At 70.8% G+C, this 12,552-nt stretch carries 10 protein-coding genes and 1 tRNA gene; 7 read left to right on the plus strand and 4 right to left on the minus strand.

The window, feature by feature from the left end; translation table 11 throughout:
* Positions 1-3 precede the first annotated feature (3 nt).
* Genes MWM45_RS02260 through csrA form a run of 3 tightly spaced genes read left to right on the plus strand, consistent with a single transcriptional unit; the run spans position 4 to position 3,839 of the window.
* The gene (locus MWM45_RS02260; RefSeq protein WP_247827953.1) at positions 4-2,052 is read left to right on the plus strand and encodes a flagellar biosynthesis protein FlhA; all 2,049 of its coding nucleotides are present in this window, start codon (positions 4-6) and stop codon (positions 2,050-2,052) included.
* Complete coding sequence (locus MWM45_RS02265) at positions 2,027-3,559, plus strand: hypothetical protein (protein WP_247827954.1); 1,533 nt, start codon at positions 2,027-2,029, stop codon at positions 3,557-3,559. The genes MWM45_RS02260 and MWM45_RS02265 overlap by 26 nt, the downstream gene beginning before the upstream one ends.
* Before the next feature lie 4 nt (positions 3,560-3,563).
* Positions 3,564-3,839, plus strand: coding sequence for a carbon storage regulator CsrA (csrA, locus tag MWM45_RS02270; protein ID WP_247827955.1), 276 nt, complete (start codon positions 3,564-3,566; stop codon positions 3,837-3,839).
* 205 nt (positions 3,840-4,044) lie between these two features.
* Here csrA and MWM45_RS02275 read toward each other — a convergent pair.
* Positions 4,045-4,120 (minus strand) — tRNA-Thr (locus MWM45_RS02275).
* Between the two features lie 215 nt (positions 4,121-4,335).
* Between MWM45_RS02275 and MWM45_RS02280 the strand changes: the two genes are divergently transcribed.
* Complete coding sequence (locus MWM45_RS02280; RefSeq protein ID WP_247827956.1) at positions 4,336-5,148, plus strand: HAD-IA family hydrolase; 813 nt, start codon at positions 4,336-4,338, stop codon at positions 5,146-5,148.
* 4 nt (positions 5,149-5,152) lie between these two features.
* Here the strand turns inward: MWM45_RS02280 and MWM45_RS02285 are convergent, their stop codons facing one another.
* Genes MWM45_RS02285 through tmk form a run of 3 tightly spaced genes read right to left on the minus strand, consistent with a single transcriptional unit; the run spans position 5,153 to position 8,588 of the window.
* Positions 5,153-6,754, minus strand: coding sequence for an alpha/beta hydrolase (locus tag MWM45_RS02285; RefSeq protein ID WP_247827957.1), 1,602 nt, complete (start codon positions 6,752-6,754; stop codon positions 5,153-5,155).
* Positions 6,751-7,935 (minus strand): DNA polymerase III subunit delta', encoded by a 1,185-nt coding sequence (locus tag MWM45_RS02290; RefSeq protein WP_247829106.1) that lies wholly within the window; start codon positions 7,933-7,935, stop codon positions 6,751-6,753. The genes MWM45_RS02285 and MWM45_RS02290 overlap by 4 nt, the downstream gene beginning before the upstream one ends.
* A gap of 5 nt (positions 7,936-7,940) precedes the next feature.
* A complete protein-coding gene (gene tmk, locus MWM45_RS02295) occupies positions 7,941-8,588 on the minus strand; it encodes a dTMP kinase (RefSeq protein WP_247827958.1) in 648 nt (215 codons plus the stop codon).
* Between the two features lie 148 nt (positions 8,589-8,736).
* Here tmk and MWM45_RS02300 point away from each other — a divergent pair, with 148 nt between their 5' ends.
* From MWM45_RS02300 to MWM45_RS02310, 3 genes are all read left to right on the plus strand, one after another.
* A complete protein-coding gene (locus MWM45_RS02300; RefSeq protein WP_247827959.1) occupies positions 8,737-10,677 on the plus strand; it encodes an HNH endonuclease signature motif containing protein in 1,941 nt (646 codons plus the stop codon).
* A 106-nt stretch (positions 10,678-10,783) separates the two neighbouring features.
* A complete protein-coding gene (locus MWM45_RS02305) occupies positions 10,784-12,073 on the plus strand; it encodes a trans-sulfuration enzyme family protein (protein WP_247827960.1) in 1,290 nt (429 codons plus the stop codon).
* A gap of 148 nt (positions 12,074-12,221) precedes the next feature.
* A complete protein-coding gene (locus MWM45_RS02310; RefSeq protein ID WP_247827961.1) occupies positions 12,222-12,551 on the plus strand; it encodes a DUF2516 family protein in 330 nt (109 codons plus the stop codon).
* Position 12,552: the final 1 nt, after the last annotated feature.

The raw sequence follows: 12,552 nt of genomic DNA on the forward strand, positions 1-12,552 counted from the left end.
ACCATGCGCTCATCCGCCCCCAAGTTCCTGGTGCCCGTCGGGGTCGTCGGCATCATCCTGCTCCTCGTGGTGCCGGTGCCCTCGGTACTGCTGGACCTCCTGATCATCGTGAACATCCTGCTCGCGCTGGTGATCCTCCTCAACACCATGTTCATCCGCAAGCCGCTGGACTTCTCGGTGTTCCCGTCCCTGCTGCTCGTGGCCACGCTCTTCCGCCTGGGCCTCAACGTCGCCTCCACCCGCCTCGTCCTCGGGGACGGCTACGCCGGCGAGGTGATCGCCGCGTTCGGGCACGTCGCGGTCGGCGGCTCGATCATCATCGGCGCGGTGGTCTTCCTCATCCTCGTGGTCATCCAGTTCGTGGTGGTCACCAAGGGTGCCGAGCGCGTGGCCGAGGTGGGGGCCCGCTTCACCCTGGATGCGATGCCGGGCAAGCAGATGGCCATCGACGCCGACCTCAACGCCGGGCTGATCACGGACACGCAGGCCCGCGAGCGGCGCGCCGAGGTCTCGGCGGAGGCCGACTTCTACGGGGCCATGGACGGTGCGTCCAAGTTCGTGAAGGGCGATGCGATCGCCGGCATCATCATCATCATCATCAACCTCGTGGGTGGCATCGCGATCGGGATGCTGCAGGACGGCCTGCCGGTCTCCGAGGCACTCACCACCTACGGCCTGCTCACCATCGGTGACGGCCTCGTCACCCAGATCCCGGCGCTGCTCATGGCCGTGTCCACCGGCATGATCGTCACGCGCTCCAACGCCGAGGCGGACATGGGCTCCACCGCGGCCCAGCAGCTCGGCCAGTCGCAGAACGCCCTGCGCATCGCGGGTGCCGCGGCGGTCGTCATGGCACTGATCCCGGGTATGCCGAAACTGCCGTTCATCGTGGTGGGCGCGGGCCTGATCGTCATCGCGCAGAGCATCAGGAAGTCCGAGGCCGATGCCCGCACGGCCGCCACGGCGCTGGAGGCCGAGGCCGCCCGGCCGTCGACCGACAGCACCGACGACCTCCTGGAGCAGATGCGCGTCCACTCCCTGGAGGTGCTGCTGGCGCCCGACCTGGTGGACGTCGTCACCGGGGCGCCGGACGATCTCCTCGGCCGGGTCCGCGCCCTGCGGCGCAAGATCGCCCTGGAGCTCGGCGTCGTGGTGCCTCCGGTGCGCACGCGGGACAGCGTGGAGCTGCCGCCCGCCACGTACGTCATCAAGATCGCCGGCGTCGAGGCGGGGCGGGGCGAGGCTCCGCGCGGCAAGGTCCTGGCCCTCGGCGACCATCTCGCACACCTGCCGGGCACCGCCGTCGTCGAGCCGGTCTTCGGACTCGCCGGGAAGTGGGTGCCCGCCGAGCTCCGGCACAACGCCGAACTGGCCGGGGCCACCGTGATCGACCGCGTGTCCGTCCTCGTGACCCACCTGTCCTCGGTCATCACGGCGAACGCCGCGCGCCTGCTGTCCCGGGAGGACGTCCGGGTGCTGACCGACGGCGTCCGCCAGGTGAACCCGTCGGCCGTCGAGGAGCTCGTCCCCGGGCTGCTGTCCCTCGCCGAGGTCCAGCGCGTCCTGCAGGGACTCCTGTCCGAGCAGGTGCCGATCAACGATCTCTCCCGCATCTACGAGGCGCTGACGCTCAGGGCCAAGGCGTCCTCCGAACCCGAGGGGCTCATCGAGGCGGCGCGGCTCGCGCTCGGGCCGGCGGTCACCCAGCAGTACCTCGACGGCACGCTGCTGCGGGTCATCATGATCGACCCGCTGCTCGAGCAGTCGATGCTCGAGGGGCTCCGGCCCTCCGACCAGGGCACGCAGATCATGCTCGATCCGGCGCGCACCGATGCCGTGCTCTCCTCGGTCCGCTCGACGGTCGCCGACATCGAGGCCGCCGGGAACTCGGCCGTGCTCGTGTGCGCGCCCGCGCTGCGGCCCGCACTTCGGCGTCTCGTGGGACCGCAGGCGGCGAACCTGCCCGTGCTGTCCTACCAGGAGGTCACGAGCGCCAACGTCGCGATCGAGACAGTAGGAGTGGTCCGTGGTACCGCAGTTATTTCATCTTGAAGGCCCCTCCCTCGAGGAGCTGAAGGCGAAGGCCGCGGCGCTGTACGGGCCGCGTGCCCTCATCGTGTCCGCGGAACTCGTGACGGTGGGCGGGATTCGCGGTGTCCTCGCCCGGAAGCACTACGAGATCGTGGTCGAGGTGCCGGAGCCCGACGGCGAGGGTGGCCTTCGTGCCGGCACCGCCGGCAGCGCGCGCTCGCGGGGCGGGTCCCCGGACGGGCCCCGTGGCGGTCCCGTCGGTGGTCCTCGGGCCGGTTCTCGTGGCGGGTCCCCTGACGGGGCCCTCGGTGGAGCGCCCGGCGGCGCTTTCGGAGCGCCCGGCGGCGGTCGGCCGCGCGGGCGCCGGAGTGCGGCCGCCGGGCCATCAGGTCTCGATGCGCTCCTCCAGCAGGCCGAACTCGATGAGGTCCGCATAGCGTCCGGGCCCGATGCCGACCGCGCCGGGGCCCCGGAACCGCGCAGCGCGCCCCCGGCTGCGGTGTCCACGGATTCCGGTCTCTTCGCGGCCCTCATGGACGAACTGACGTTCGCCACCGACCCTGCGGCAGCGCCGGTCCCCTCCTCGATGCCGGGCGCCTCGGGTGACGCCGGGGCCGGGGCCGCCAGGACCCGGCGGTCGATCGCGGTGGACCGGGATGCGGTGGCTTCGTCCGCGTCGGGCCTACCGGATGTCCCCGGGGCCGGGACCGCCGGGACCCGGCGGTCGATCGCGGTGGACCGGGATGCGTGGGCCGAGGACCCGGACCGAGGATCCTCCGATTCCACCCGGGCCGGTGCGGGGTTCGGACGTGAGTCCGGTGCCGCATCCGACGCCGAGTTCCTCCGCGAGCGTGCCGGCGACCCGACGGATCTGCCCGAGGTCCGGGGCCAGGTTCTCAGGGTGCCCGTCGCCGCGCCGGCCGCGCCCTCGGTGCTGCGGGCGCCGGGTGATCTCGTCATCGTCGTCGGAGCGCCCGCCGCGGGCTGGGCGGTCGCCTCCTCGATGGCCACCGTCCTGGGCCGGGGAGCACCAGCAGCCGTCGCGGTCTCGGGGCCACCGGACCGGGTGCACCCCGAGGGCCGCTCGGTCGACGACCGGCTGGAGGCGAACGCCGCCCGTGCCGCAGGAGTCGACGGCGGGCACGCCGTCTTCGTCGCGTTGTCCTCGGAGGACCCCCTGGTGGACGCCCGCGCCCTGCTCGCGCTGCGACCCGACCAGGTGTGGCTCGCCGTCGATGCCGGCCGCAAGGAGGCGGACACCGCGGCGTGGGTCGGGGCACTGCGCCGCAGCATGGAGCGCGCCGGGCTCGCTCCGGCGGGACTCGCCGTCGTCGGGTCGGCAACCACGGCGACGCCGGAGAGCGTGCAGGCGCTCGGCCTCCCCATCGGGTGGCTGGAGGGGCGTCCCGCAGGCGAGGTCGAGACTTCTCCTGCCGCTGCGTCGGCCGATGATCGCCTCTCTGCTCCTGCAGGGCCGCGCAGGCCGGGCAGCGGTCGACGCCGTGCCGAGCCGGCCGGGATAGAGTGACACGATGCTTGTACTCACGCGAAAGGTCGGCGAGCAGATCCTGATCGGCGACGACATCGTCATCACGGTGCTCGATTCCCGTGGCGATGGTGTGCGCATCGGTATCGACGCACCCCGGGGCGTCAAGATCCAGCGCGAGGAAGTCCTCCGCGCGGTCACCGAAGCGAACCTGGCGGCCGCGGCGGCTGGGGCCGACGGCGCCGACGCACTGAAGGCCCTGCTGCAGTCCGGTGCGACGGTCTCCGCCGACGACGCGGGCGCCGACCAGCCGGACGCCTGACAGGCTTCTCCACCGTGCCGGGGACCCGCGGCGGCCGGGTCGCCGGCGCCGGGAAGGTCCCCTCAGGTCCGGCGCGGCACGCCGGGCTCCGGCAGATCCCGGGACTCCGCGTCCCGGCGCTCGGCGCCCCGGGCAGGACGAGTCCCCGTACACATCGGCATCCGGACACGGAAAAGCCCCGGCGGCGAACCGACCGGGGCGACTATGGGGCCTCCTGCCAGAGTCGAACTGGCGACCTTCTCATTACGAGTGAGACGCTCTACCGACTGAGCTAAGGAGGCAATGCTTCCTGGTCCCGTACATCACCCGGGCCGATCCACAAGTCACAACTTTATAGGAGGGGTCGGCCCGCGGTCAAAACGGTGCCCGTGTCCGGGAGTTCGTCGACAGTTCACCCGCCGTCGGCCTTCTGGACGGCGGGGCGTCAGCGCCCTCCGAGAGCATGGTCGGCAGCGTGTCCCGCATCGGAGCGGGCCGGCCACCAGGGGGATGCCGCATGACACAGGATCGTTCGTTCACGCTCGCCGTCATCGACATGGCCGGAACAACTGTGGACGAGGGCCGCCTGCAGGAGGAAGCCCTGACACGCGCCCTCGCCTCGCACGGGGTCCAGGAGGGTACCGGCGCCTTCGACCTGATGACGGCGTACGCCCGCCAGCAGATGGGCACCTCGAAGGAACTCGTCTTCCGCGATCTGTTCCCCGACGTCACCGCTGCAGCGCAGGTCAACCGGACCTTCGAGACGGCCTATGACGACCTGCTGGCGCGGCACGGGGTGCAGCCGATCCCCGGCGCCGAGGAGGCGATCCTGGAGTTGCGTGAGGCCGGACTCAGGATCTGCCTCGCCACCGGGTTCGGCCGGCACACCCAGAACATGATCCTGGAATCGCTCGGCTGGATGGGGCTGGCCGACCTCAGCCTCTGCCCCTCCGACGCGGGGCGCGGCCGCCCCTACCCCGACATCATCCTCACCGCGGTCCTCGCGCTCGACATCGAGGACGTGCGCTCCGTGCTGGTCGCGGGGGACACGACATCGGACGTCACCGCTGGTCGGCGCGCGGGTGCGGGTGCCGTCGTCGGAGTGCTGACCGGCGCCCACCCCGAGGCCGCGCTGCGGCGTGCCGGGGCCGACGTCGTGCTGCCCTCCATGTGTCACCTGCCCCGATGGCTCGCGTCGGCGTCGACGGACACACCGCGCGTTGTTCCCGCGGCCGATGCCCTGCCGCGCCGCGTTCCCGTGGCGGATCCGCGGTCCGTCGGCGTGACGACGTCGGACGCGCTCGACGGCGTCGTCACGGAGCGGAACTGACCCCTCAGCAGCGGGTGCCGTCCTCCGGGACCGTCCCGTCGACGAAGAAGGCGTCGACCAGGTCCAGGATGCAGTCGTTGGAGCGGCCGTACGCGGTGTGGCCCTCGCCCTCCCACGTGACGTGGACGCCGGAGTCGAGCTGGTCGGCCAACGCCGTGGACCACGCGTACGGGGTCGCCGGGTCGCCGGTGGTGCCGATGACGACGATCGGGTCGGCGCCCGCAGCCTCCACGGGAGTGGGGCCGAGGACCGGCGGGTACTTCCACGCGGCACAGGTCACGCCGCCGAACGCGAGGAACCGGCCGAAGGTGGGTGACGCCGCGACGAGTTCCTTCTCGTCGGCGCGCATCTGGACGGGATCGCTCGTCATCGGATAGTCGAGGCAGTTGACGGAGAGGAACGCCGCCGTCGAGTTGCCCGCGTAGGTGCCGTTCTGTCCGCGTTCCGCGGAGAGGTCGGCGAGGTAGAGGATGCCGGACGCGTCGCCGTCGAGCGCGTCCGAGACGGCCTGCGTGAGCGTGGGCCAGTTGCCGTTGTCGTACAGCGGCAGGAGGAAGCCCTGGACGAACGTGGAGATCGGCACCCGCCGGCCGTCCTCCGCCGTCATCGGCTCACGCTCGACGGCGGCGAACAGGTCCTGGATCTGTCGGACGCCGTCGTCCACCGTCCCGGTGTACGGGCATTCCGTGCCCTGCTGGCAGTCGGCGACGTAGGCGCGCAGGGCCTTCTCGAAGCCGCCGGCCTGGCCGAGGGTGATGTTCTCGCCGCTCAACGACGGATCGATCGCGCCATCGAGGACGAGGCGCCCGACCCGCTCCGGGAACAGCTCCGCGTAGGTTGCGCCGAGTTGCGTTCCGTAGGAGAAGCCCAGGAAGTTCAGCTTCTCGTCGCTGACCAGGGCCCGCAGGATGTCCATGTCCCGTGCGGCGGACTCGGTGTCCACGAAGCCCAGCAATTCGCCCGTGCGCTCGGCACATAGGGCCGCGAACTCCTCCGCGTCCGCCGTCATGAGGTCGAGGCGCTCGTCGGGGGAGGCCTCGACGGGGTAGCTCTCCTGCCGCGCCTCATCCTGCTCGGCGTCGGTATAGCACTCCACGGCGCTGGACCTGTTGACGCCCCGGGGATCGAAACCGACGACGTCGTAGTCCTCACGCAGGCGCTCGGTCGTGACGTAGTCGAGGGAGTCCTTCACGATGTTGAAGCCCGAACCGCCGGGTCCGCCCGGGTTGACGAGGATCGTCCCCTGGGCCTCGCCCGAGGCATCGGCGCGGATCGCGGCGATCTCGATGCTGTCCCGGCCGGGATCGGTGTAGTCGAGCGGCACGTCGATCGTCGCGCAGGAGAACGATTCCTCACAGCTCTCCCACCGTACGTCCTGCGTGTAGAAGGTCCGGAGGTCCTCGCCCACCTCGCCGATCGTCGCCGGATCAGCGGTCTCCAGCTCACCCGAGGGCGGATCGGTCCGGTTGTCGGGCGCGAGCAGCATGCACCCGGACAGCCCCAGTACGACGGCGGTGGACGCCGCGAGGAGCGCGGTGGCACGACCGAGAGCGCCACGAGGACCACGGGGATCGCCGTCGTGGGGGTGGAGCGGTCTGCTGGTCATCGGTCGAGGTCCTTCCGGGACAGGAGGCTCACCGTCATTGCTTCGATCGCGAGCAGCGGGGACACGTTGGTGCTGACGAGCCGGGTGCGCACCTCGTTGATGGACTCGAGCCGGAGGAGGGTGTCTTCGGGGCTCTCCCGGCGGGCGAACTCCTCGAGTTCGGGTCGAAGAGGCTCGTTGACGAGCATCTGCCCGCTGGAGACCTGGAGCATCAGCACGTCCCGGTAGAAGGAGATGAGGTCCGTCAGCGCACGGTCGAAGTAGTCGTTCTTCGAACGCTTGGCCCGTCGCGTCTGGTCGTCCTCGAGCCTCTTGATCTGTGCGCGCATCGACGGCGGCAGGACGCCCGTCTCGGGAGCGCCCAGGGTGGCGAGCAGTGCGGTCCTCTCCTCGGCGTCGCGCTGCTCGAAGGAACTCTGCGCCTCCGCTTCGGCGAGCTTCACCAGATCAGCCGCGGCACGCATCGCGCCGGCCACCGAGCGCAGCGTGAGCGGGAGCCGGACGATCTGGTTGCGGCGCTCGCGGGCGCCGTCGTCCGTGGCGAGCCTCTTCGCGATGCCGATGTGGCTCTGGGCGGCGCGGGCGGCGGCCTCCGCCGTCGCGGGATCGATCCCGTCGCGGGCGACGAGCAGGTCGGCGACGTCCTGGACGGGAGGGAGCCGGAGGCCGACGGACCGGCACCGGGAGCGGATGGTGATCAGCACGTCACCGGGGCTCGGAGCGCACAGCAGCCAGATGGTCCGCGGCGGTGGTTCCTCGATGGCCTTGAGCAGCACGTTGGTGCTGCGCTCCTGCATGCGGTCGGCGTCCTCGACGATGATGATGCGCCAGCGCCCGGTGGACGGCTTGTCCTGCGCCTTGCGGACGAGTTCGCGTGCCTCGTCGATGCTGATGGTCACTTTCTCGGTGGTGACGTTGGTGAGATCGGCGTGCGCCCCGGAGAGGACGGTCCGGCAGGCCTTGCACGTGCCGCACCCCCGCTCACCGAGGTTCTCGCGCTCGCAGAGCAGGGCGGCGGCGAAGGCGCGGGCGGCGTTGGACCTGCCCGAACCGGGTGGACCGGTGAAGAGCCAGGCGTGTGTCGGTGTGCCGGACTGTGCGGCACGGCGCAGCTGTTCGACCACCTGTTCCTGCCCGCGGAGATCGGCCCATACCCCGGACGCGGGGAGGCTGTGCGTCATGGCGCTCACGCCGTCACCCCGGGGAGGGCGGCGAGGATGGAGCGGTGGAGCTCCTCAGGCGTGCCGGACGCAGCCAGGACTAGGTACCGTTCGGGTTCCGCGCCGGCGAGTTCGAGGAAGGCCGCGCGGATACTGGCGTGGAAATCGTCGGGCTCCGACTCGAGGCGGTCCTCGGCGGCCGTGCCGGTGGTGCGGCGGCTCCGGCCCTCGGCGGGTTCGACGTCGAGCAGGACGGTCAGGTCGGGGCGGAGCCCGTCGGTGGCCCAGAGGTTCACGTCGAGGACGGCCCGTGCACCCAGTCCGCGCCCCGCACCCTGGTAGGCCACCGAGGAGTCGATGAAGCGGTCGCACACGACGACGTCGCCGCGTTCCAGTGCGGGCACGATCACCTGATGGACGTGGGCCGCCCGGGAGGCCGCGAACATGAGGGCCTCGGTGCGCGCATCGATCTCGCCGTGGCCGTGCTCGAGGACGAGTGAGCGCAGCTTCTCGCCGATCGGCGTGCCGCCGGGCTCACGGGTGCGGATCACGGTGTGGCCGCCGGACTCGAGGGCCGTGCAGAGCAGTGCGGCCTGCGTGGACTTGCCTGCGCCGTCACCGCCTTCGAGCGCGATGAAGAGCCCGGGAAGCCCGTGCGGGAGGGGAAAGGTCACGCGCCCAGCCTACCGAGTACCCGTGACATCGAGGCCACGGGGTCGGCAGCGTGTGCTGTGCGTGCCTTCCCGCGAATGATGGGTGCGAGTTGTCCACATACGACGATTCTCCCGATTCTTCGAATCTCTGTACTAATACGCTTGTCCCATGACGACAGCAGTAGCGGAGGATCAATCGACGACGGCGCCGGCTCTGGACCGGTTGCGGTCCCACCTCGCGCACGTTGCCGAGCAGTTCGAGGTCGAAGCCGGTCTGGCCTCCACGGCCGATCTCGCCGCAACGCTGGGTGTTGTCGAGCACCTTGCCCGTGTGGTCGAGCACCTGCAGGTCGTGGGTGCGGCTGCGGCGGACCAGCAGGACATCGCCCGGGTCGGGGAGACCCGGCACGGCCTGGGCTGGAGTGGACCGCTGGCCGTTCCCGGCGACAGCCACGAGTTCAGGGACACCGCGGAGTATCTCCGAGCCCGTCTGGGCATCACGCGGCTGGAGGCCCAGAGGCGGATCCGTCTGGGGAAGTCGGTGCTTCCACGGCGCACGGCAACCGGTGAGCCATGTCCTCCCGTGCTCGAGGCCGTCGGGGACGCGTTCAGGGCCGCTGTGATCAGTTCGTACGCAGCGACCCGGATCAGCGACGCGATGGAACGTGTCCGGCCCTGTGCATCGACCGCGCAACTGCAGGCCATGGAGGAGGCCCTGACGGCCCAGGCCACGGAATCCGATGCCGATCTGTTGAACCTGGTCATCCGGCGCTGGGAAGCAGCTCTCGATCCCGACGGGGCCGAGCCCACGGAGGAACTGCTGAAGGCGCAGCAGGGCGTATTCCTGCGGGGTAGGCGACGAGGCCTGCACCGGCTCGAGATCGCGGCGGACGACGAACAGTTCGAATACCTCCTCACCGTCATGAACGCCGCCACCAACCCGCGGACTGCGCACGACCGCGGTGGTCGTGGAGGGGATGGTCCGGGACGGGCCGACCGCGGGGGTGAGGCCTCGAGCGTCGGCGCGACCGATTCGACCGGCGCCGGCTGTTCGACGGGCGCGACCTATTCGACCGGCGTCGGAACCGACTGCATCGGAGGCATCGGAGGCATCGGAGGCATCGGAGGCACCGGAGGCACCGGAAGCACCGGAAGCACCGGAAGCACCGGAAGCACCGGAAGCACCGTCGGATGTGTGCGGAGCGACCCGGCGCCGCGTGGCGCGATGCCGGGGGACTCGATGCCGCATGGCGCGATGCCGGGCGACGCGGTGTTCGATGACTCCGTGCCGAGCTGGGAGCGACGGACCCGACCCCAACGCCACCTCGACGGGTTGGTCGGCGCCTGCCAGGTCGCCCTCTCCACGGATACTCTGCCTGCCACCGGCGGGCATCGACCCCAGGTGATGGTCACCATCGACTACCGGGCTCTCGTCGAGGACCTGTGCGACGGCGGAGTGGTACGGAGAAGAGTCCGAGGGGCGTCTGGGCATGCTGCCGACTCGGGCGACCACCAGCAGGACGGGCGTTCTTGGCATGACGCGCACCCTGGGCAAAGCAGGCAGTCCCGGCAGTCCTCGCAGGATGAGCCTTCGGCGCAGGACGACCAGCCGAAGCGCGACCCGGGACCCGAGGGCTTCATCGACCCCTCAGGCACTTCACGACCGCATCCCGGCGGCGGTTACACCGTCTTCGGCGGTCCTGTCACCGCGCGGACCGTGCGCAAGATCGCGTGCGACGCAGACATCATCCCCGTCGTCCTGGGAGGGCGCGGGGAGGTCCTCGACGTCGGTCGTGCCCGAAGGCTCTTCGGTGTGGCGCAGCGGCGAGCGCTGGTAGCCCGGGACCGGGGGTGTGCCTTCCCCGGGTGCACTGTTCCCGCTGTCTGGTCGGAGGCGCATCACATCACACCATGGGTCATCGGCGGAAGAACGGACGTCTCCAACGGATGCCTCCTGTGTTCCTTCCACCACCGGCTCATCGAGCGGGGCAACTGGACCATCCAGATGAAGCACGGCATTCCCTGGTTCACGCCACCGCCCTACATCGACCCCGACCGCACTCCCCGGCGGAACAGACACCGCGAGCTCACTCCTGGCGGGACGCCATGACGACGGCCGTGGTGCCGGTGATGCAGGCGGGGGACGGCGGCACGATGCAGGCCATTGTGACCTCCCTCTTTTTCAGGCACGCGCTGTCCCGACTTACGCTGACCCCATGACGACATCTCGCGAGGACCTGCTCCACGCCGGGCTCGCCCCGGACACCCTCACCGTCGCGGTAGGCCGACCTCCGCGCGAGCACGATGCCCCGGTCAACGCGCCGCTCGTGCTCTCGACGACCTACCACGAGACGCGTGCCCCCGAACCGGGCGACCGCATCTATGCCCGAGGCTCCAACCCCACCTGGGATCCGTTCGAGGAAGCGCTCGGTGCACTCGAGGCAGCAAGCCTCCCTGCCCTTGTGTTCAGTTCCGGCCTCGGTGCGGCAGCAGCCGCGTTGTCCCTCGTCCCGACAGGGGGAGCGGTGGTGATGCCACGGCATGCCTATGCCGGGTCGATCAGTCTCGCCGCCGATCTCGCAGCACAGGGCCGGTTCGAACTGCGCACCGTCGACGTCGCGGACACTGTGGGCGTCCTCGCGGAGCTCGACGCGCTCGCCGCACGATTCGATGCCGGCCAGGTGATGCTGTGGCTCGAGAGTCCCACCAACCCGATGCTGGAGGTCGCCGAGCTGGCCGTTCTGACCGATGCGGCTCATGCGACCGGCGCGGTCGTCGTCGCCGACAACACCTTCAACACGCCCCTCGTGCACCGACCCCTCGAGTCCGGGGTGGACGTCGTGCTGCACTCGGTCACGAAGTGGCTGGCCGGCCACTCCGACGTCGTTCTCGGCGCGCTGGTCACCTCCGATCCGGTGCTTCGTGATCGACTGCTGGCGCACCGCACCCTGCACGGCGCCATCGCCGGACCGTTCGAGGTCTGGCTCGCGCTGCGCGGACTGCGCACCCTCGCCCTGCGCATGGAGCGGAGCCAGGCAACCGCGGCCCTGCTCGCGCACCGCCTCGTCGGCCATCCTGGCGTCAACCGCGTGCGGTACCCCGGGCTTCTCTCCGATCCGGGGCACGAGCGTGCGGCCCGTCAGTTCAACGGCTTCGGCGGGATCGTCAGCATCGAGCTCGACGACGTCGCGACGGCGGACGCCCTCGTCGCGGCCGTGCGCCTCTGGCTCCCGGCGACGTCGCTGGGCGGCGTCGAGTCGCTGATCGAACGCCGTCGACGCCAGCCCGCCGAGCCGAAGACCGTCCCGGTCGCACTCGTCCGTCTGTCCGTGGGTATCGAGAACCCCGAGGATCTGTGGACGGACCTCGACCAGGCCCTCCGGCAGGCGTCCGGCCGGGATCGTTCGGACGCGACGGTGGATCGGGCAACGGGCAGAACGACAGGCATGCCGATCACGGTGAGCACGTCAGGCACGGCCGTCATCGCGGGTGTGGCGACGGACTAGGCGACTGGTTGGACACTGACGCGACGGGCTAGGCGACGGGCACGGCAGCGGGCGCGCCGGCGGAGCCCGGCCGTCGGTCTCGGGGCCGGACGTCCCGACCGTGGCGTCATCCGCACCGTGTCCGAGGCAACCGAGCTAAGCTGATTCCGTGGCCCTCGTGATTGCAATCCAGACCTATCTGTACCTCGCCCTCGGCATCGTGGCCCTCGGTATCGAGGTGTGGGCCCTGTCGGACTGCGTACGGCGTCCAGGCACGGCCTTCGAGGCCGCCTTCAAGCGGACCAAGGGGTTCTGGCTGGCACTGACGGGCGGCGCCGTCGTCGTCGGCCTGTTGTCCGTGCTCGGCGGCGGGAGCGGCTTCAACCTCTTCCAACTGGTCGCCATCATCGCGGCCTGCGTCTACCTCGCCGACGTCAAACCGGCCGTCAGCCAGACCTCCGGTCGCGGTGGCAACCAGGGCCCGTACGGTCCCTGGTAGC

The organism is Arthrobacter antioxidans (genome assembly GCF_023100725.1).
GTDB lineage: Bacteria > Actinomycetota > Actinomycetes > Actinomycetales > Micrococcaceae > Arthrobacter_D > Arthrobacter_D antioxidans.

Bases quoted from the DNA above. Each gene is read 5' to 3' on its own strand.
- MWM45_RS02260 (WP_247827953.1), top strand. From the start codon at position 4: ATGCGCTCATCCGCCCCCAAGTTCCTGGTGCCCGTCGGGGTCGTCGGC.
- csrA (WP_247827955.1), top strand. From the start codon at position 3,564: ATGCTTGTACTCACGCGAAAGGTCGGCGAGCAGATCCTGATCGGCGAC.
- MWM45_RS02280 (WP_247827956.1), top strand. From the start codon at position 4,336: ATGACACAGGATCGTTCGTTCACGCTCGCCGTCATCGACATGGCCGGA.
- MWM45_RS02285 (WP_247827957.1), bottom strand. From the start codon at position 6,754: ATGACCAGCAGACCGCTCCACCCCCACGACGGCGATCCCCGTGGTCCT.
- MWM45_RS02290 (WP_247829106.1), bottom strand. From the start codon at position 7,935: ATGACGCACAGCCTCCCCGCGTCCGGGGTATGGGCCGATCTCCGCGGG.
- MWM45_RS02300 (WP_247827959.1), top strand. From the start codon at position 8,737: ATGACGACAGCAGTAGCGGAGGATCAATCGACGACGGCGCCGGCTCTG.
- MWM45_RS02305 (WP_247827960.1), top strand. From the start codon at position 10,784: ATGACGACATCTCGCGAGGACCTGCTCCACGCCGGGCTCGCCCCGGAC.